Genomic DNA, 19,076 nt, shown 5'->3' on the forward strand with positions numbered 1-19,076 from the left:
AATAAAATTATGCACTAGGGTAATACAGGCGCAACCGCGCTTATTCATGATGGTTTGTGGTGCAATATGCGTACGTTAAGACCCAAACCATTTGCTATATCAGGGAGGTAGTCAATGGCCAATCAAGCCCCCGTCGCCTGGGTAACTGGTGGAACTGGTGGTATCGGTACGGCAATTTGTCGTTCGTTGGCAGAGGCGGGTTATCTGGTCGTCGCGGGTTATCGAAACCCCGATAAGGCCAAAACCTGGCTGGAAACGCAGCATGCCGATGGCTATAACAATATTGAATTGTCGGGTGTAGACCTTTCTGACCACCAAGCCTGCCTGGACGGTGCCCGCCAGATCCATGAAAAGTATGGTCCCATCAGTGTGTTGGTGAACTGTGCGGGTATTACCCGTGACGGCACCCTGAAGAAGATGTCCTATGAGCAGTGGTATGAAGTGCTCGACACTAACCTCAACAGCGTGTTTAACACCTGCCGAAGTGTCATTGAAATGATGCTGGAACATGGCTACGGACGGATCATCAACATTTCATCCATCAATGGCCGTAAAGGGCAGTTTGGTCAGGTTAACTATGCTGCTGCCAAAGCAGGGATGCATGGCCTGACCATGTCGCTGGCGCAGGAAACGGCGACCAAAGGCATTACCGTCAATACCGTGTCGCCGGGCTATATTGCCACCGATATGATCATGAATATCCCAGAGAAAGTGCGCGAAGCAATCAGGGAGACAATTCCCGTGAAGCGCTATGGCACGCCAGAAGAAATTGGCCGACTGGTCACCTTCTTAGCCGATAAAGAGTCAGGGTTTATTACCGGGGCTAACATCGATATTAACGGTGGACAGTTTATGGGCTGACAGTGTGTCACTGATGGCTACACTGATACTTTTTACTCAGGAAAAACGAAACGGGAGGCGATTAAGCCTCCCGTTTTGCTAGTCTGTTGCAGGCTTATTATCGCCTTGGCTGGTCATATGTCCCTACGGCAGTGGGGCCCGTGCTAGCCGACTAAGCAGGTTGTCGATCTCTTCCAATTCCGCCGCCCATAGGCTTTCCGGCATTGGTCCTAAGGCCAGCAGCGCGACTAAAATGTCGGTGACATCCTGATCGCGGCTACGCTGCTGATTAAAGCCTTCGTTTAGACGCTCGACCTGTATAGCCAAACGCAGGGGCTCATCTTTTTGCCGCACACTCCCGACTGCCAGCATGGAAAGGCGAACTCTTAGCCGGGCAAGAGATTCTGCCATGGTGGCGCGATCAGCGTCGGGCAGAGGTGACGCCACGCGATGGCGCTGATGGTTGCGAGTCAGATGCGCCTCGTTAAAAACGGCGGGTAGCGCGATGTCGAGTACGGAGGATGCGTCTATGTCGTGAGCAGTTCCCTCGCTCAGGTATTGCTGATCGGCGGCCAAGTGAGCATTGGTGAGCGGCCTTAGGGCTTGCCATTGCTGAACCGTATCGGCGACTGCCAGGCGATGTAAGCGCTCTCTTCGTGCGCGCACAATACCGCTCATGCGACGCTGCATGCCTTCGCTGCGTCTATTACGGGGCAATGGCTCAAGTTGATTGGCCTGCTCGATATAGCGGTCTAATGTGGTCGTGTCGCTGGCTTCATGAGGTTGCCAGCTATCCATTTCATCAATGAGTGTTTGCATCTCGTCAAGTTGCTGTTGCTGACGGGCTGCTTGCTCATGCTTATGCGCTTCGCGCTGAGCAAAGAGTTGGTCACACTCATGACGGAAAGTTTTCCACAAGGTCTGTTCTTCACCTTTAGGTGCCCGGCCTAGCGAACGCCACTGCTGCTGGTGCTGTTTGGTTTGCTGGATTCGCTGTGCCAATGGCTGGCTTTCATCGCTGCGCAACGCCGTCACTTGGCTGATCAATTCACGCTTTTGAGACGCAATATATTCGGCACGCTGATCGATGAGTGTCTGTAATTGATGGCGGATCGTGCCAAAGCGACGCCCAACGGCTTCGGCACGCTCACGTGGCACCGGGCTGTAGTGCCGCCATTGATGGCGTGCTTTGTCGCGTATTTGCCTAAGTACATCGGGGTCAGCGTCTTCAGCGGGTTGTGCCAACAAGCTTTCAAGTTGTTCGCAGAGGGCCTCGCGGGCGCGAAGATTGCTTTCACGCTCTTCGCTCAAGCGGTCACGCCAAGGGGAAAGCCGCTCATGAATACGGTCTGAGGCGCTGCGAAAACGTGCGGATTGCTCGCGATTGGCCGCTGCATCGCCCAACGATTTCCACTCTTTGACTAATTGGCGGTGATGGCGATCAAGCGCATCTTCGACCATGTGAGAATCGTTAGCCAGCGCTTCCATACTGGTGCATAGCTGCTCTCGCTTGGGGCCGGCGACAAATCCGCGCCAGTCGCGTAGCTCGGCAAGCCGGGCGGCAAGCTGCTTCAAACGTGCTTTTAGCGGCTGAGCAGCAGGGCTTTCCAGTGCTTCTATGCGGGGCTTTAGACGCTGATGCAGGTGGCTGGCGCTCTTAAAGGAGCCACGTTCCAGCAAGTGCTCAAAGCTATCGAGCTCGCCTGAATTTGCCTCAAGCGTCTCGGCATCTTCCGTGGGAGGCGATAAGGGAGCGTTGTCGGCCTTAATGGCCTCCTGAGCGCGAGCCAATAGCGCGGGCGAGGTCAATTCGTCGGGCCATTGGCATTCGTTGATCTGCGCTGCCAGGGTGGTGTAATCGCCAGCGGCCAGCGATGCTTCAATCGATGTGCTGAGGGTACTCCAACGACGCCACGCGTCTAGACAATGGTCATAACGCTGAATGGCCAACGTATAGCGTTGGCGCATGGCATCACTGGGCGGGTGCATATCAGAAAGTGTTTGCCAGCGCTGGCCTAGCAGTTGGCGCTGAGCGCGCAAACTGTCGATATCCTGAACGGTCATGCCCTGGGTGTGACACAAGCCATCAAGGGTCTCTTCGATCCCTTCGAGTAACTGTTCACGTGTGTTCTCGGCTTCTTCGCGACGCTCGTTGCTCTGTTGACGCGCCTGCTCCTGAGTTTCGTGATCGCGTAGGGTTTTACGGCAACCAAGCAGAGCGTGATGAAAGCGCTGCTCCTGTTCAACACTCGGCGGCTGCGTCAATTGCTCCCATTGGCGCTCAATGTGACGAAAGCGCCCCCCGTAAAGTGGCTCCCAAGGCGCACTGGCGTGCTGCTCTAACTGCTTGAGGAGTGTTTCGCGTTGCTGCTCTTCAGCTTCGATCCACTGTGCATCACTGCGCAAACGGTTGAGGCGTTCGCGTGCCAAACGAACCACCTGCCGGTCACGGCGAGCCTCTTTTAATAACCGTTTTAGCCCTTCCTCACTCTCTATGCGTTCGGCAGCCTGATGACGAACAGCGGCCACGCCGTTATGGCAGGCCTGATGAATCAGATCCTCTTCGTCGGTCAGTCTGCCCAGGGCGATTAAGCGTAACGTGAGGTTGTCGCCTTGCAGGGCCACCGCGCTTAGCACTCTCGGCGCGTCGATATGCTCAATGAGCGTTTGGCGCTGATGCAGGTCGGTGTGCCCTTCACGGCCACTGAGGCGTTGGCAGACGGCATTGAACCAGGTCTCATCCTGCTGATGACCGGGGTAGGCCTCGACCAAGCCAGCACAGTCATCAAGTGCCAACAGCGCCGCAAGACGAATGTGGCTATCGTTATCGTGAGTCAACGACTGCAGCGCCTGGCGCTGTTCAGTGTGGTGAGGGTCCAGTCGCTGGAGAGCCTGACGGCGCACTTCAGGGTCAGGGTGCTGCCACCGAGGTGCGAACAGGCGTCTTAACAGTCCGTGCATGGATCATCCTGCTGTATAAAATGCGTAGCATAAAAAAATGGGTAATAAGCAACGCGATGGTTGCAGTCACCGGCGCTGTCGCTTAGCTTGGCCTTACTATTTTGTAATAAGCATGGTGTGGTAAGCGACTATTTTCTAGACCACAATGTAAGATAGTACGCTACCTTTATCTTATCTGAACATGACGGGGAGTTCGGCCATGAGCCTTAATGTGGATAGTGCCGCCGCGGCCTTTACCTTCAAAGGCGGCATGTTACCGATGACCGTCATGGAGCTAAGTAATGCTGACCCGGAACGTATCCGGCAGCAGCTGGCTGGTAAGCTTTCCCAGTCGCCTGCTTTCTTTCAGCATACACCGGTTGTGCTCAGCGTGGAAAAGCTAGATGAACCCCACTTAGCGCTTGAGCGAATCTGTGCGGTCTGTCGCGATCATAAATTATTGCCGGTGGCGGTACGCGGTGGCGCTGAGCCGGTGCGCCAATCCGCATGGGCGCTCGGCCTAGGCTGGTTTCCACCTGTTGAAGAGGGGCGGGCACGGCGGCTCGAAAGTGTCAGCGCCTCGCCAGTAAAAGAAGATGTCCCCACTGAAGAACCCGTCCTCGAAGTAAAGAGCGCGGCGGCTGGCACGCGTCTTTATCGTGGCACCGTTCGTTCAGGTCAGCAGGTAAGCGCCTCTGATGGCGACTTGGTCGTGATTGGCGCGGTGAATGCTGGGGCAGAGGTGTTAGCAGCGGGTAGTATCCATGTTTATGGTGCCCTCCGAGGCCGCGCACTGGCCGGTATTCATGGCAATACCCAGGCGGGAATTTATTGCCGTGAACTGGCAGCCGAGCTGCTTTCAGTGGCAGGTAATTACAAGCGCCTTGAAGATATTGATTCACAACTTCTGGGACACCCCGCAGAAGTTCATTTTACAAAAGAGCAGCTTGAAATTAAGCCGCTGGGATAAAGTCTGTTATTAACGTACGTCGATGCTTCAAGCCTAGCGACGTTGAAGACGCGATCCGTTACAGTACAGCAAGCTGATGACAGTGACGTTCTCGTTATTCACAGAGCGCTGCTGATTAGCGCTCGCGACGAACGACTTCAATAAGGAAGTGACTCTTGGCCAAGATAATTGTAGTGACCTCTGGTAAAGGAGGGGTCGGCAAAACCACTAGTGCAGCCGCTATTTCCACAGGACTTGCACTGCGCGGTAAAAAGACCGTGGTTATTGATTTTGATGTAGGGCTGCGAAATCTGGATCTCATCATGGGCTGTGAGCGGCGCGTGGTGTATGACTTAGTCAACGTCATTCAGGGTGAAGCTGGACTCAATCAAGCGCTGATTCGTGATAAGCGGGTTGAAAACCTGTTTATCCTGCCGGCCTCCCAGACCCGCGACAAAGACGCGCTGACCCAGGAAGGCGTTGCGGAAGTGCTGGAGAAGCTAAAAGAAGATTTTGATTTCATTCTCTGCGACTCACCCGCGGGTATTGAGCGTGGTGCACAGTTGGCCATGTATTTTGCCGATGAAGCGATTGTGGTCACCAACCCTGAAGTATCGTCAGTGCGTGACTCTGACCGTATTTTAGGGCTGCTTGCCTCTAAAACCCGGCGCGCTGAGCAGGGCGAAGACCCGATTAAAGAACACCTGCTGGTAACACGGTATAACCCTGAGCGGGTCACCTCGGGCGATATGCTAACGCTGGATGATATTCGCGAAATCTTGGCGATCAATCTGCTGGGCTTGATCCCTGAATCGGAAGCCGTGCTGCGTGCGTCCAACCAAGGTGTCCCCGTGACCCACGATATCTCTAGCGACGCGGGCCAAGCCTATAGCGACACCGTCGCCCGCCTGTTGGGTGAAGACATGCCGCTACGTTTTCACGAAATGCAGCGCAAAGGTTTGTTGAGCCGCATGTTCGGGGGAGGTCGTCGATGAAACTGCTGGAGTTCTTGAAGCGTGAGCGCAGGAAATCCGCCTCGGTAGCCAAAGAACGTTTGCAAATTATTGTGGCGCATCAGCGCAGCCAGCGTGGCCAGCCTGACTATATGCCACTGCTTGAGCGCGAACTGCTTGAGGTCATTCGCCGCTACGTGCATGTAGACGATGATGCCATCCAGATTTCATTGGATAGTGAAGACAACTGCTCTGTACTGGAATTGAACGTTACCCTTCCAAAGAGTTGAGCTTTTGCCTAAGTTCAAAAGCTGAAGACGGGACGAAAGGGGTGGCGGGTGTGCTAGGCTTGGGCTTTTCATTGCTCAGCGGAGTGCTTATTGATGGCGCCACCCAATGCTGCCCCTGTCAGTTTTCTCTGGCATGACTATGAAACCTTCGGGGCTGATCCGCGTCGAGATCGGCCCGCTCAGTTTGCAGCGCTGCGAACCGATGCTGATTTAAATGAGATTGGCGAGCCTATTGAGCTCTACTGCAAGCCGGCCGATGATTATCTGCCTCATCCTGCCGCCTGCTTGATTACCGGCATTACCCCTCAAAAAGCCCAGCGCCATGGTCTCCCCGAAGCGCAGTTCGCCGGTGAGATTCAGCGCCATATGAGCGAGCCAGGCACCTGCGTGGTGGGCTATAACAGTCTGCGGTTTGATGACGAAGTCACGCGCCATCTGTTTTACCGTAACCTGCTTGACCCTTATGCCCGCGAGTGGCAAAACGGCAACTCCCGCTGGGATTTAATCGATATCGTACGCGCTTTTTATGCGCTGCGGCCCACGGGTATTGAGTGGCCGCTGCGTGACGATGGCACCCCCAGTTTTAAACTTGAGCACTTAACCGCTGCGAACGGCATTGCTCATGAGGGCGCGCATGATGCGGTAGCCGATGTGCGCGCTACCATCGCGTTGGCGCGTTTACTCAAAGCACGTAACGCCAAGCTGTTTAATTATTTGCTTGGTCTGCGCGGTAAGCGCGAGGTGGCCAAGCAGCTTGACCTGCCGGGGGCCAAACCGCTGCTGCACATTTCCCGGCGTTACCCCGCCAGCCGTGGCTGTAGTGCCTTGGTTATGCCGTTGGCTGAGCATCCGACCAATCCCAATGGCGTGATCGTTTACGATTTAAGCGTTGATCCCAGCGATTTGCTGAGCATGTCAGCAGAGCAGATCCGTGAGCGTGTCTTCGTCAGTCAGCAGGATTTAGCGGAAGGCGAGGCACGTATTCCGCTGAAGGTCATTCATATCAACCGTTGTCCGGTGGTCTTCCCCGCGAGTGCTGTAAAAGACGTGGAGGGGCCTCGTCAGGGTGAGTACGGCACGATTGTTGAGCGGTTAGGGTTGGATGTTCAGGCCTGCCGCCAGCACTGGAAAAAACTCCGTGATGCCAGTGGCATTGCCGACAAGGTGGCCACGGTATTTAGTGCAGGCTATCAGGATGAGCCTCAAGACCCCGATTTAATGCTCTACTCTGGCAGCTTCTTCTCCGCGGCAGACCGCCAGCAAATGGAGCGTGTGCGGGCGATGGAACCATGGGATCTGGTGGGCGAGCGGTTTGCATTTCAAGATTCACGCTTAGAAGAGATGCTGTTTCGCTTTCGGGCGCGTAGCTATCCTGACACGTTGGAAGGCGAAGAGCGTGAGCAATGGGAAGCCTATCGCTGGATGCGCATCAATGACCCCGCTCTGGCGGGCTTTACGTTAAAGGGATTTGCGCGGGAAATTGAACAGTACAACCAACAAACCCTGAGTGATCGCGACCGGCAGATTCTGGAAGAGTTGGTGATGTTTGTGGAAGCCATGATGCCGGCCCAGGCGTTTGACGCCTGAGCCGATATCACTGGGTACTATGTGGCGGTGTTAACGAGTGGCTTGCTCATCTCGCGCGTGAGGCAGCGGCGAGCGTGCTTCACGGTAATCGCTGACATCGCTTGGCTCAACGCCTGGATCAAAGTGTATGTCTAACGTGTGCTCGCGCAGCGCTGGCCATAGGGCATTAATATCTTCCAGGCTGACGTCGAGCGCCAGCTTGGCCAGTTGCTCGCGACGCTCAAAGTTCACCTCTTCCAATGCGGTTGCCTGCCAGTAGCGATTAATCACGCCCGTCAGGCTAGTATCGCGCTGGCGCAGTTGATCGTGTACCGCCTGACGATAGGGGGCTAATGCCTCCTCGTCTAGCTGCTCCAGTCGCTGACTGCTCTCTTCAAGAAATGCATCCATCCGCTCCGCAATGGTCTCACTGTCAACGTCGGGTGACTGCACCATAAGGGCAATGCCCGGCGCCTCAAGTAGTGGCGAGTAGCCCGCGTTGACGATATAGCCTAACTGCTGCTCGGTGCGTAGCTGTTGATAGAACGGTGTCTCCAGCCAGCGGGCGATGACAGCGGTGGTGGCTTGCTCTTCGGCTGTCTGGTCGCGACCTTGAAGGTAGCGCAACACCAGCGACTCATCCCGAAAGCTATGAGGGTGCAGCACTTGATGCTCTTCACTAACGGTCAGCGTGGTTAAATTGGTTAGCGCGTCGCGGGTCAGGCGCGGATGCAGCTTGGCGCGTATCAACTGTGCCTGTTCGTGCGCCTGTTCATTATCGAGATTGCCGATCGCCATGGCATCTACATACAGCGCCTCTAGAAAACGCTCGCGAAAATCTTCCAAATGACCGCGATTGAATCGGTCACTGGCAGCCAACAGTTCAGCACTCGACCACTGGGGGGTGAGTAAGGCTTCACCCAAGGTGCGACTGGCTTGGCCATAGAGCGACCCTTGAGGGGCATTACGCCACTCGCGCTGCAGCTGATAACGCACGCGCTCAAAGGCGCTATCGGTAATCGGGGCGGTGTTAAGCTGTTCCAGTGTTTGTTCAATAAGCGGGGTTTGGCCATCACGCCAGCCCGAGAACGCCAGCGTGATCCCGCGAGCGTGGGGATAAGCACTCAAGCCTTGGCCGGCCAGTCGTGCGGGATAAAGCGATTCGCTAAGGCTATCGTTAAGCCAACTGGCAAGCATTCGGGTGAGCACCGCCTCTTCTGCGGAGTAGCTGGCGGTTGGGTTTTGCAGGCTGACGCGCCACTCAACGCTTGGGGTGTCAAAACGCGATTCCTGCATGTGCCACGCGGTAAACGTTGGCGTGTCGAGAATAAGCGAAGGCTGCTCATCCTGGCCTTCCAGCAGCGTCAAGTCGCTAGCGATAAAGGGATTGGGGCCGGGGAGCTCCAAACCGGCTAACGCTTGGCCAGGCGATGTGGGCGCTTGTTCTTGCCATTGGGTGTTGAACCACGGAGATACGGTGTCGCTTTCTACTTCTGGTCCCGAGTAGACGCGCAGTAAATTGTCTGGCGTTAGCGCGTTCAGGTAGGTCTGCTGGCGCTCCGTGTCGGGGCCCTGCATACGGTAAGGCGCATACTGCACATCTTCCACAGGGTAGCGCGACAGGTTCATGGCTAGACGTGTCGCTTCCTGCTGAGGAGCGCCATGCTGCTGGAAGCGGAAACTTTGTTCGCTGAGTTTCGCCTGCTCCTGGTAGCGCCAATCGGCTAGCCCATCGTTGCGCAACTGCTCAATGGCGGCAAATAGCGTGGCTTCAATAGCGTCCAGGCGCTCGGCGCCATCCGGTGTCAGGCTGATGTTGATAGTGAATAACGCATCATTGCCATCGCCACGCCCCACCCCTGCGGAAAGCCCGTCAGCCAGGCCCGCATCGCGCAGTACGGCGAGCAGGCTGCCTTCGCTTTCATTGCCCAGTAGGTGAGCGATCAGCTGCGCCGGCTTGGTGCGGTAGTCATCGGTGGGGTCGGGCACCGGGAAGTAGAACGTTAGCTGACGGCGATCCTGCAGTGATTGACGCGCGATATAACGGGGAAGCGTATCGGGCTCCACCAAGGGGGTGTCAATGCTCGGTATGCTTAGGCCACGATCAGGAATGTCGGCAAAGCGTTCCGCTACCCACGTCTCCAATTGATCAAGCGGCTGCGGGGCGACCACCACCAGGTTCATGACGTTAGCGTCGTAATGCTGATGATAAAACTCAATGACCCGTTCGCGTAGCGTTGCCTCGCCCTCGGGCGGGCTGGCTAGCGTTTCACGGCTGCCTACCGCAAAACCGGTGGTGGGATTGTCGGGATTGAGTATTTGATTGATAACGTCGTTTTCGCGTCGTGATTCGTCCCGAATACGCGCCATATACTCGGAGTGAACGATATTGCGTTCACTCTCCAGATGGTCCGCATTGAACAGGGGAGAAAGGAAAAACTCGCTGAAGCGATCCAGCGCGCCAGGCAGCGCCTCTGGCTCAATATCAAAAAAGTAGTTGGTATCTTGCTGGGCAGTAAACGCGTTGTGGGAGCCGGCATTGTTGGAAATATAGCGCTGGTAAGCATCGGACTCAGGGTAAGGCTCAGTGCCTAAAAACAGCATGTGTTCAAGAAAGTGCGCGAGCCCCTGAAGGTCGTCCGGATCCTGGGCGCTACCTACGCGCACGTTCATGGACGCCGCTGCCTTGTCAGCTTCGGCGTCGCTAACAAGCAACACATCAAGGCCGTTTTCAAGCGTCAAAACGCGATAGTCGCGGCTATCAAATGGGCTGGTGATCGGGGTGACAGCATCGGCTACGGCATTATCGTCAGCGGCTAGCGCGAGCGGCGCCAGCGTAGCGGTGAGCCCCCCAATCAGCGCGTAGTGGGGCAAGCGACGCCAGCGTGTTGAGCAAAGGGATAGCAACATTAGAGCTCCTGTGACACGGCCCAGCGCAGCATCGACCCTGTGGGGTGGGCACAAGACGATGACTGGTAGGCGGGATGGTTGACCTGTCTTGATACCGGAAAAGCGCCCAACAGTTCCAAAGGCGCTGGGGTTAATAGCGAATTAAGCGTGTCGGAATCGGTGTCTGGATTGAGCCAGGCGGCTAGCGCATGGGGTGGGATGATAACCGGTAAACGGTCGGTTAATGAGGATAACAATACATTCGCGGGCACCGTGATAAGGGCCGCGGAATCGTTGAAGGTCGTTAATGTGGTGTGGTAGCGACACCATAACGCACCCAGTAACAGTGGTGCTCTTGATACGTGCGTCACTAAATAGGGCTGTTTACTGCGCGGTTGGGTTTTCCAAACATAAAACCCGCTAACCGGAATAACACAGCGGCGTGCATTGAAGGCATCGCGAAACATCGCCCGTGACTCAAGGGTTTCAGCGCGTGCGCAGTGGGGCGCATGATCCAGTACCTCTAGCCAGGGGGGCGTGAGGCCCCAAAAAAGCGAGGAGAGCCGATATTCTCCTTGCTCAAGTCGAATCGCCGACACCGGTTGTCGCGGTGCCAAGTTAGGCGACTCTACTAGCGGTTCCAGTGTCTTAAGCGTCGGCACTAAGCGGGTCAACGGTAAGTTTTGCACATGCAGTCGCCCCGTCATGCTTATCTCCTAAAGTAAAATCATCGCGCAATCGACCCTGAACGGCGGGTGATTTCGTACAATAAAGCACGAAATGTAGCGTTTTAGTGTCGAAAACAGTGTTCGATGTAAGGTATCCTATATTACCCCTTGCTCCCGCTAAAGTGCAGTAAGGCATTCTTGCTTGTTTGCCGTTGACCTTAAGAGACCGCCATGGCCCGTCCTAGACAGCATGCGCCCGATGCCCTCCATTCGCAGGTCATGCACGCTTGTGATGAATGGTTGGCTAAGCAGCCAGTCCATGGTCTTTCACTGCGTGCGCTGGCCAGGGAGGTCGGTTGTGCCCCCAGTACGCTGCTTAAGTTATATGGCAGCTTCAATAATTTATTACAGCACGTCAATGTGGAAACGTTGGCGCGCTTACAGCACACCATTACTAGCTTGGAGGATGATGATCCTGAGCCGTGGCTGCGTGCCTTGGCTAGGGCCTACTGGCTATTCGCTGAGCAGGATTGTTACCGCTGGCAACTGCTTTTCGATTACCCCTTGGCCCAGGAAGGCGAACTTGATCAGCGCCAAAGCGATTTGATTGAAGCGCTTTTCACGCAAGTCGAGGCCTCACTGAAATCCTATCAGCCTGCGCTGGATGATCTCGAAGCCCGCCGTTTGGGTCGCACCCTATGGGGCAGTGTGCATGGGCTGGTACAGCTTGGGCTTAATGAGCGTTTAGGCTACTGGCAAGGGCAGCAATTAAAAGTAGAGGAGCTGCTGGATCAATTGATGAGTACCATTTTGGCAGGCTTGCGCCATCGCGGGTCAGTGACGTGAAAGGCGGGGTTCAAGCGGTTCGCCAAGTGCTGCGCTGGCTTATTTTTGTCTCCATGCATCTTTGCTATCGGCTGAAGGTGCATGGTGGTCAGCATATTCCCAGACATGGCGCGGCGCTGGTGGTGTGTAACCACGTAAGCTTTATGGATGCCCTCGTGCTTGGCGGTGCCAGTCACCGGCCCCTTCGCTTTGTGATGGATCAACCCATTTTTGATTCACCGTGGCTAAAATGGTGGTTTCAATTGGTTGGCGCCATCCCTATTGAGTCAGAGCGGCGCAGCCCTGGCGCGTTGAGGCGTACGTTGGATGACGTGAGTGCTGCGTTGCGCGAAGGTCAGGTAGTGATGGTATTCCCCGAGGGAAGGTTAACTCCCGATGGTGATATACACGCTTTCCGGCGCGGGCTGGAGACTATTCTGGCGCGCGACGATGTACCTATTATCCCCGCTGGGTTAGCCGGTTTATGGGGCTCGTGGACGTCCCACTACGGGGGAAAGGCGTTGAAGAAGTGGCCACGCCGCTTTCGGGCGCCGGTGAGCTTGCACTTCGGTCCGCCGTTAAGTCGCCTTGATGCTGATGATATGGCGCTACGTCGGTTTCTGGAAGCACGGGTGAGGGCGCTAAAGGCAGCGGCTGAACAGGATCTCGCCAGCCGCCACTAGTTAACGCTTAATGCCACATTAATTGGATAGTTAGATGCCTAGCGGCGTGGTGCGCGCACTTTTTGCCAGCAGCGGGCTGAGGTGATGAGGTTGTCGCGGATCTCTAATATCTCCATGCGCATATTGCCAATCTGCAAACACGCAGGGCCTTCTGGGAATGCCTCAAGGTGCTCAAGAATGAGTCCGTTGAGGGTTTTAGGGCCATCGGTAGGCAGCTGCCAGCCAAGCATCTTGTTAATCTCACGAATATTGGCAGTACCTTCAATCACATGGCTGCCGTCGTCCTGGCGATGAATCTCTTCATCTTCTGAAACGTCGGTAGTGAACTCACCCACGATCTCTTCCAGAATATCCTCAAGCGTTACCAGCCCATCTACATCACCGTACTCATCCACCACGATGCCGATACGCCGCTTCTGCTTTTGAAAGTTGAGCAGTTGCGTGTGTAGCGGAGTTGATTCAGGAATAAAGTAGGGCTCACGGGCTTCTTGAACAATCGAGGCTTTGGTCACCTCATCGCGGGAGAGAAACCGGGCCGCGTTGCGTAAGTGCAGCATGCCGATAATATTGTTGATGTCGCCTTTATAAACGGGCAGACGGGTGTGCTGGCTGGTACGAATCTGGGTCAAAATATCTTCTAGTGAGTCGTCCAGATCAATCCCCAATACCTCATGACGCGGCACCATAATATCGTTCACCGTGACATTCTCAAGATCGAGGATCGACAGTAGCATGGCGCGGTGACGATAAGGGATCAGTGTGCCAGCTTCGTGTACGACCGTGCGCAGCTCATCGCGGGTCAGGCTGTCGCCACCGCTGTCGACACTTTTAACGCCCACCAATCGAAGCAAGCCGTTGGACATTACGTTCACTAGCCATACCAGCGGATAAAGAAGTTTTAACAGCGGCTCTAGCGCATAGGACGTGGGATAGGCAATGCGTTCGGGCTTGATGGCAGCGTAGGTTTTAGGCGTGACTTCGGCAAAAATAAGAATGGTGATGGTTAGCAGGGCGGTGGATATCGCCGGCCCCGATACGTCGCCAAAAAAGTGAATGGCAATGATAGTGGCAATGGATGCCGCCAGGTTGTTAACGAAGTTATTGCCGATCAGGATGACGCCAATCAATCGGTCTGGGCGAGTAAGCAGGCGCATAACTCGCTTGGCGCGACGATCACCACTGTTCGCTTGATGGCTCAAACGGTAGCGATTGATCGACATCATGCCGGTTTCGGAGCTGGAGAAAAACGCGGAAAGTAGTATCAGTAAGGCTAGCAGGCCGAACAGTAACCCCAGGGGGAAGTCGTCGCTCAAGTCGAAAAGTCCTTTGTGGCGTATTAGGCTCGATTTGTAAAAGGTCGCGGGTGTTGTGTCAAGACAACCAAAGGCGCGGTGCTGTCCCGTTAGCGGCTAGGCCACTCGTTATCTGTCTGTTTATTTATCTGTTAAGTAATATTTCAAGTACGAACTTGCTGCCGAAATAGGCCAGCACAAGAAGGCCGCAACCTCCCAGTGTCCAGCGCACTGCACGCATGCCGCGCCAGCCAAAGCGATAGCGCCCAATGAGAAGTGTGGTAAAAATCACCCAGGCCAGCAGTGATAACACCGTTTTGTGCGCTAAGTGTTGAGCAAAGAAGTTGTCGAGAAAAATAAGTCCGCTCACGATTGAGAGCGTTAGTAAAATAATGCCTGCCCAGACCAGCTCAAAAAGCACCCGCTCCATGGTGGTTAGTGGTGGTAATGACTGCACTATGCCGCGAATATGGTGATGCCGCAGGGCTTGGTTCTGCAGGCCGACCAGCACGGCTTGAGCCGCGGCGATTGCCAGGACGGCAAACGCCAGCGCGGAGCTGATCGCATGCAGTAAAATGCCGAGCGTCAAGCCAGTATGGCTACCCTGGTTAGGTAACCAGGTCGCGGAGATCAGCGTAATGCCGGCCAGCGGAAACAGCGCAATACCCGCGTTTAACACCGGTTTGAACAGGCTGGCGACCAGCACTACGTTCACTGCGACCGCCATGAATAGCGTGGCGCTGGTGGTAAAACCTGGCAGCAAGCCAGGAGATTGCCCAATGAGTTCGACTACCACAGGAATCTGCAGCAGTAGTCCTAGCGAGGCGAGCAGACGTACCATGCCTTGGCGGGGCGGTACCCGACGGAACAGAGTCATGCCCTGCCAAATGGCAGCGGCAACATAAAGAACAAAAGCAATCGTGGCGAAAGGGAGCGCCTGCATGATGCTATCCGTGCGCCTTGCAGCGCGTTGCTGTAAAGAAATTGATCACGTTATACGTTATTACAAAGATAACTAATGTCGCTACTATAACCAATCCAGACCGCGTCGCACAGCCACGGAGAGCTAACCGTATGGGCTATTCGCATTGAGGCGAGTGGCCGTGTGTCAGGTGTCGCTGATGCGACCCATGGAGACTCAGGGCGTGAGCGCGTATAATCACGTCACATCAGTCCAGGGCGTACGCGCCGACGGCAGTGACGGAGGCAGAGAGGCCCCATGTTTCAGAATCTTAGCGAGCGTCTTTCTCAGACGCTAAAGTCGATTAAGGGTCAGGCCCGCCTGACCGATGACAATATTAAAGACACCTTGCGTGAAGTGCGCCGTGCACTGCTGGAGGCCGACGTTGCCCTGCCGGTTATCAAGGCGTTTATCGAGCGCGTGCGTGAGCGCGCAGTCGGGCAGGAAGTCTCTAAAAGCCTGTCGCCAGGCCAGCAGTTCGTCAAGATCGTTCAGCAGGAGCTTGAGGCGATCATGGGCGAAGCCAACGATGGCTTTGTCCTCAAAGGCTCCCCCGCTGTTGTATTGATGGCCGGTCTCCAGGGGGCGGGTAAAACCACCTCGGTAGCCAAGCTGGCGCGCTACCTGCGCGAGCGCGAGAAGAAGAAAGTACTGGTGGTGTCTGCCGACGTTTATCGCCCGGCGGCCATTGACCAGCTTGAAACCCTGGCCAAAGAGGTCGAGGTGGATTTCTTCCCCTCGCGCTCTGACCAGCAGCCGGTGGCCATTGCTGAAGCGGCTATTAAACACGCCAAAATCCAGTTTCATGACGTTGTGCTTATCGATACCGCGGGTCGTTTAGCGATCGATGACACCATGATGGCGGAAATTCAGGCGCTGCATAAAGCGGTCTCACCACAGGAAACCCTCTTCGTCGTCGATGCGATGACGGGCCAAGATGCCGCGAACACGGCTAAGGCGTTTAGCGAAGCCTTGCCGCTGACCGGGGTGATCCTGACCAAGGCCGATGGTGACGCCCGTGGTGGTGCGGCGCTTTCGGTGCGTCATATTACCGGCAAACCCATCAAGTTTATGGGGGTTGGTGAGAAAGTCGACGCGCTTGAGCCTTTCCATCCCGACCGGGTAGCGTCGCGTATCTTGGGTATGGGCGACATGTTGTCGCTGATCGAGGAAGCCGAGCGCACCGTTGACAAGTCCAAAGCCGAGCAGTTGGCCAAAAAGGTCAAGAAGGGCGACGGCTTTGATCTGGAAGACTTTCGCGATCAGCTTCAGCAGCTCAAGAAAATGGGCGGTATGGGCGGTCTGCTAGGTAAATTGCCCGGCATGGGGCAAATGGCGGAAATGGCTCAAGGCCCCGGCCCTGAGAAGGAGCTGGGCAAGCTGGAAGCGTTGATTAATTCCATGACGCCCAAAGAGCGCCGCAAGCCCGATCTTATCAACGGCTCACGCAAGCGGCGTATCGCGGCGGGTGCTGGTCTGCAGGTACCTGATCTGAACCGTCTGCTCAAACAGCATAAGCAGATGCAGAAGATGATGAAGAAAGCGGGTCAGAAAGGCGGTATGCAGAAAATGATGCGCGGCATGTCAGGCATGATGGGCGGCGGCGGCGGTGGCCCAGGCGGTCCCGGTGGAATGGGCGGCCCTGGAGGCATGGGCGGTATGGGCGGCCCCGGTGGGCTTCCGCGCCGCTAACTGAGCAGTCGCTTGCTGGGTGAGGTTGACGGCTTATGAGTTTTCTGGCTGTCAGGCTTTCCAAGCAGGGCGCATTTGCGTAGAATGCGGCCTCTTCATGCGTGGGCGTTGCGTCGATACTCGTAAAATACGATGGTAGCGCCTCTCAATGAAGGCCTTTATATAGCACGAAGAGTACTCTGATAGCGGTTAGCGCTGTTAATACACTCTCGTAACCTCAACCGAAGGATAGTTATCGTATGGTTACCATTCGTTTGGCCCGTGGTGGCGCCAAGAAGCGTCCCTTTTATCACCTGACCGTCACTGACTCGCGCAATGCCCGTGATGGTCGTTTCATCGAGCGTCTAGGCTTCTTCAACCCGGTTGCCCGTGGTCAGGAAGAGCGTCTGCGCGTTGATCTTGAGCGTGTTACTCACTGGCAGAGCCAAGGCGCCCAGCTGTCTGGTCGTGTTGCTGAGCTGGTTAAAGAAGCACGTAAACAGGCGTAAGCCTGTTAACGGTAGACTCTGGATTGCGGTACGTTGAGGTCGTCAATGACGCGTTTTGAAATAAGCCCAACTGACGACACGCATGTGGTGCTAGGCAAACTGACTAGCCCTTATGGGGTGAAAGGTTGGCTCAAGGTGTATTCCTACACTAGCCCCATGGAAAGCATTCTCGAGTACCCGGAGTGGTGGATACGTCAAGGCGAGAGCCTGAGACGTATCAGCATTGTTCAGGGACGTCGTCAGGGCAAAGGGATTGTGGTGCAACTGAAAGGGGTCGATGACCGGAGTGCGGCGGAAGCATTAGCCCAAACGGACATTCTGATGCCCAAAGAAGCGCTACCTGAGCTTGCTGACGATGAGTATTATTGGCATGAGCTTGAAGGCATGACGGTCTTCACTCAGGCTGGCGAGCGGCTAGGACAGGTAAGCTACCTGTTTGAAACCGGCGCCAACGATGTCATGGTGGTGCGCGGCGATGCCGATTCAATCGATACGCGTGAGCGGCTGCTGCCGTTTTTGCCAGATGACGTCATTATCGAAATTCGTCCTGAAGAGGGCCGCATGGTCGTCAATTGGGATTCTGAATTTTGAGTAATGAGGTCTCTACCGACTCATCAGAGCCGGAAGTGGGCAACGGCACAAGGGCGCCAGCGATGGAGATTGGTCCAGCAATGTGGATCGGTGTAGTGTCGTTGTTTCCTGATATGTTCGATGCGCTAACGCAACAGGGCGTGGTCGGGCGAGCCGTTGAGAAACAGCGTATTACCCTGGAATTCTGGAATCCGCGTGATTACGCCACTGACCGCCACCGCAGCGTCGATGATCGCCCCTATGGAGGCGGTCCCGGCATGTTGATGAAAGTCGACACACTGCGTGCAGCGATCTTTGCCGCCCGTGAACGGGCACAACAGGCCACTGGCCTGGTGCCGACGGTGATCTACCTGTCGCCTCAAGGGCGCAAGCTGGATCAGCAGGGCGTTCAAGCATTGGCCAGCGCCGGACCATTAGTGGTTGTGGCTGGGCGCTATGAAGGCATTGATGAGCGCGTGGTGGAAAGTGATATCGATGAAGAGTGGTCAATTGGCGACTATGTGCTGAGTGGTGGTGAGCTGCCAGCAATGGTGCTGATTGATGCAGCGGCAAGGCTGATCCCCGGTGTATTGGGCCATCAGGATTCCGCTGTCGAAGACTCGTTTAATGACGGCCTGTTAGACTGCCCGCACTATACCCGTCCAGAAGTGATCGATGGGCGCCAGGTGCCTGAAGTGCTGTTAAGCGGTAATCATGCCGCCATCAAGCGCTGGCGGTTAAAGCAGTCACTGGGCCGTACATGGCAACGTCGTCCTGATTTGCTGGAAGGACGAACATTAGATGCCGAACAGCGCAAGCTGTTAAACGAGTTTATCGAGGAACACGCTCTGTCCACGTTGGCTACTCAAACGACGTAGCCAAAACAAAGTAGGCCAGGGCGGCGGTGCAGGGCGGATAAAGCGGGTAGTTGTAGACCTTAGCTTACTACGTACCTGTGTCACCCATAACGACTCCCGCGTAGCTCGTTTCGAGCGCCGGGATCACGGCTTCCGCCACCCATGATTGAGCGGTTAAGCCAACACGTTATTCAGGAGTATGATGATGAGCAGCAAAAGCAAAGTGATCCAGGCGATCGAATCTGAGCAAATGGGCAAAGAAATTCCTCCGTTTGCCCCCGGCGACACCATTGTCGTGCAGGTAAAAGTAAAAGAAGGCACCCGCGAGCGTCTGCAGGCGTTTGAAGGTGTGGTCATCGGTAAGCGTAACCGTGGCCTGAACTCCGCGTTCACCGTACGTAAAATTTCTCACGGTGTTGGCGTTGAGCGTACCTTCCAGACCTACAGCCCGCTGGTTGACTCTATTGAAGTCAAGCGTCGCGGTGATGTGCGTCAAGCCAAGCTTTACTACCTGCGCGAGCGCAGCGGTCGTTCTGCACGTATCAAGGAAAAGCTGGCCTAAGCGCCTCTTTTTCGCAGGCGCGCGCGTTTTTTGATAGGCGTCGCGCCTGGA

General features: G+C 55.5%; 17 protein-coding genes. 12 read left to right on the forward strand and 5 right to left on the reverse strand.

Annotated elements, in window-relative coordinates; genetic code table 11:
- Positions 1-114: 114 nt before the first annotated feature.
- The gene (gene phbB, locus ACFFLD_RS05010; protein ID WP_386037484.1) at positions 115-861 is read left to right on the forward strand and encodes an acetoacetyl-CoA reductase; all 747 of its coding nucleotides are present in this window, start codon (positions 115-117) and stop codon (positions 859-861) included.
- Positions 862-984: 123 nt separating this feature from the next.
- Here phbB and ACFFLD_RS05015 read toward each other — a convergent pair whose 3' ends face one another.
- Positions 985-3,801, reverse strand: coding sequence for a DUF349 domain-containing protein (locus ACFFLD_RS05015; protein ID WP_386037487.1), 2,817 nt, complete (start codon positions 3,799-3,801; stop codon positions 985-987).
- A 199-nt stretch (positions 3,802-4,000) separates the two neighbouring features.
- Here ACFFLD_RS05015 and minC point away from each other — a divergent pair, with 199 nt between their 5' ends.
- The 4 genes from minC (at position 4,001) to sbcB (ending at position 7,559) form a co-directional block, all read left to right on the forward strand.
- On the forward strand, positions 4,001-4,750 hold the full coding sequence (gene minC / locus ACFFLD_RS05020; protein WP_386037489.1) for a septum site-determining protein MinC: 750 nt from the start codon (positions 4,001-4,003) through the stop codon (positions 4,748-4,750).
- 155 nt (positions 4,751-4,905) lie between these two features.
- Positions 4,906-5,724, forward strand: coding sequence for a septum site-determining protein MinD (gene minD / locus ACFFLD_RS05025; RefSeq protein WP_386037492.1), 819 nt, complete (start codon positions 4,906-4,908; stop codon positions 5,722-5,724).
- Positions 5,721-5,972: a cell division topological specificity factor MinE gene (gene minE, locus ACFFLD_RS05030; RefSeq protein WP_035564989.1), complete on the forward strand. Its 252-nt coding sequence runs from the start codon at positions 5,721-5,723 to the stop codon at positions 5,970-5,972. The genes minD and minE overlap by 4 nt, the downstream gene beginning before the upstream one ends.
- Before the next feature lie 93 nt (positions 5,973-6,065).
- The gene (gene sbcB / locus ACFFLD_RS05035; protein WP_386037496.1) at positions 6,066-7,559 is read left to right on the forward strand and encodes an exodeoxyribonuclease I; all 1,494 of its coding nucleotides are present in this window, start codon (positions 6,066-6,068) and stop codon (positions 7,557-7,559) included.
- A gap of 30 nt (positions 7,560-7,589) precedes the next feature.
- Here sbcB and ACFFLD_RS05040 read toward each other — a convergent pair whose 3' ends face one another.
- Together ACFFLD_RS05040 and ACFFLD_RS05045 are read right to left on the reverse strand one after the other, a co-directional pair.
- Complete coding sequence (locus ACFFLD_RS05040; RefSeq protein ID WP_386037499.1) at positions 7,590-10,448, reverse strand: insulinase family protein; 2,859 nt, start codon at positions 10,446-10,448, stop codon at positions 7,590-7,592.
- On the reverse strand, positions 10,448-11,134 hold the full coding sequence (locus ACFFLD_RS05045) for an SOS response-associated peptidase (protein ID WP_386037501.1): 687 nt from the start codon (positions 11,132-11,134) through the stop codon (positions 10,448-10,450). The genes ACFFLD_RS05040 and ACFFLD_RS05045 overlap by 1 nt, the downstream gene beginning before the upstream one ends.
- A 192-nt stretch (positions 11,135-11,326) precedes the next feature.
- Between ACFFLD_RS05045 and ACFFLD_RS05050 the strand changes: the two genes are divergently transcribed.
- Both ACFFLD_RS05050 and ACFFLD_RS05055 read left to right on the forward strand, forming a co-directional pair.
- Positions 11,327-11,941: a TetR/AcrR family transcriptional regulator gene (locus ACFFLD_RS05050; RefSeq protein WP_386037504.1), complete on the forward strand. Its 615-nt coding sequence runs from the start codon at positions 11,327-11,329 to the stop codon at positions 11,939-11,941.
- Positions 11,942-11,994: 53 nt separating this feature from the next.
- Entirely contained in the window at positions 11,995-12,603 is a 609-nt protein-coding gene (locus tag ACFFLD_RS05055; RefSeq protein ID WP_386040377.1) for a 1-acyl-sn-glycerol-3-phosphate acyltransferase, read from the forward strand.
- Positions 12,604-12,641: 38 nt separating this feature from the next.
- Here ACFFLD_RS05055 and ACFFLD_RS05060 read toward each other — a convergent pair whose 3' ends face one another.
- Together ACFFLD_RS05060 and ACFFLD_RS05065 are read right to left on the reverse strand one after the other, a co-directional pair.
- Complete coding sequence (locus tag ACFFLD_RS05060; protein WP_386037507.1) at positions 12,642-13,916, reverse strand: HlyC/CorC family transporter; 1,275 nt, start codon at positions 13,914-13,916, stop codon at positions 12,642-12,644.
- Between the two features lie 124 nt (positions 13,917-14,040).
- On the reverse strand, positions 14,041-14,838 hold the full coding sequence (locus ACFFLD_RS05065; protein ID WP_386037510.1) for a cytochrome C assembly family protein: 798 nt from the start codon (positions 14,836-14,838) through the stop codon (positions 14,041-14,043).
- Positions 14,839-15,114: 276 nt separating this feature from the next.
- Here ACFFLD_RS05065 and ffh point away from each other — a divergent pair, with 276 nt between their 5' ends.
- From ffh to rplS, 5 genes are all read left to right on the forward strand, one after another.
- Positions 15,115-16,548: a signal recognition particle protein gene (gene ffh, locus ACFFLD_RS05070; RefSeq protein WP_386037513.1), complete on the forward strand. Its 1,434-nt coding sequence runs from the start codon at positions 15,115-15,117 to the stop codon at positions 16,546-16,548.
- Between the two features lie 239 nt (positions 16,549-16,787).
- A complete protein-coding gene (gene rpsP, locus ACFFLD_RS05075) occupies positions 16,788-17,036 on the forward strand; it encodes a 30S ribosomal protein S16 (protein WP_386037516.1) in 249 nt (82 codons plus the stop codon).
- Between the two features lie 45 nt (positions 17,037-17,081).
- Entirely contained in the window at positions 17,082-17,627 is a 546-nt protein-coding gene (rimM, locus tag ACFFLD_RS05080) for a ribosome maturation factor RimM (protein ID WP_386037519.1), read from the forward strand.
- 80 nt (positions 17,628-17,707) lie between these two features.
- Positions 17,708-18,484: a tRNA (guanosine(37)-N1)-methyltransferase TrmD gene (gene trmD / locus ACFFLD_RS05085; RefSeq protein WP_386040379.1), complete on the forward strand. Its 777-nt coding sequence runs from the start codon at positions 17,708-17,710 to the stop codon at positions 18,482-18,484.
- 184 nt (positions 18,485-18,668) lie between these two features.
- On the forward strand, positions 18,669-19,025 hold the full coding sequence (gene rplS / locus ACFFLD_RS05090; RefSeq protein WP_027957738.1) for a 50S ribosomal protein L19: 357 nt from the start codon (positions 18,669-18,671) through the stop codon (positions 19,023-19,025).
- Positions 19,026-19,076 lie beyond the last annotated feature (51 nt).

The sequence above is a fragment of the Vreelandella sulfidaeris genome, assembly GCF_042429665.1.
In the GTDB taxonomy this organism is placed as follows: Bacteria; Pseudomonadota; Gammaproteobacteria; order Pseudomonadales; family Halomonadaceae; genus Vreelandella.

Coding starts and splice junctions, on each gene's coding strand:
- trmD (WP_386040379.1), top strand. CDS start 17,708: ATGTGGATCGGTGTAGTGTCGTTGTTTCCTGATATGTTCGATGCGCTA.
- rpsP (WP_386037516.1), top strand. CDS start 16,788: ATGGTTACCATTCGTTTGGCCCGTGGTGGCGCCAAGAAGCGTCCCTTT.
- sbcB (WP_386037496.1), top strand. CDS start 6,066: ATGGCGCCACCCAATGCTGCCCCTGTCAGTTTTCTCTGGCATGACTAT.
- phbB (WP_386037484.1), top strand. CDS start 115: ATGGCCAATCAAGCCCCCGTCGCCTGGGTAACTGGTGGAACTGGTGGT.
- ACFFLD_RS05050 (WP_386037504.1), top strand. CDS start 11,327: ATGGCCCGTCCTAGACAGCATGCGCCCGATGCCCTCCATTCGCAGGTC.
- ffh (WP_386037513.1), top strand. CDS start 15,115: ATGTTTCAGAATCTTAGCGAGCGTCTTTCTCAGACGCTAAAGTCGATT.
- ACFFLD_RS05040 (WP_386037499.1), bottom strand. CDS start 10,448: ATGTTGCTATCCCTTTGCTCAACACGCTGGCGTCGCTTGCCCCACTAC.
- ACFFLD_RS05065 (WP_386037510.1), bottom strand. CDS start 14,838: ATGCAGGCGCTCCCTTTCGCCACGATTGCTTTTGTTCTTTATGTTGCC.
- minE (WP_035564989.1), top strand. CDS start 5,721: ATGAAACTGCTGGAGTTCTTGAAGCGTGAGCGCAGGAAATCCGCCTCG.
- minC (WP_386037489.1), top strand. CDS start 4,001: ATGAGCCTTAATGTGGATAGTGCCGCCGCGGCCTTTACCTTCAAAGGC.
- rplS (WP_027957738.1), top strand. CDS start 18,669: ATGAGCAGCAAAAGCAAAGTGATCCAGGCGATCGAATCTGAGCAAATG.
- ACFFLD_RS05015 (WP_386037487.1), bottom strand. CDS start 3,801: ATGCACGGACTGTTAAGACGCCTGTTCGCACCTCGGTGGCAGCACCCT.
- rimM (WP_386037519.1), top strand. CDS start 17,082: ATGACGCGTTTTGAAATAAGCCCAACTGACGACACGCATGTGGTGCTA.
- ACFFLD_RS05055 (WP_386040377.1), top strand. CDS start 11,995: ATGCATCTTTGCTATCGGCTGAAGGTGCATGGTGGTCAGCATATTCCC.
- ACFFLD_RS05045 (WP_386037501.1), bottom strand. CDS start 11,134: ATGACGGGGCGACTGCATGTGCAAAACTTACCGTTGACCCGCTTAGTG.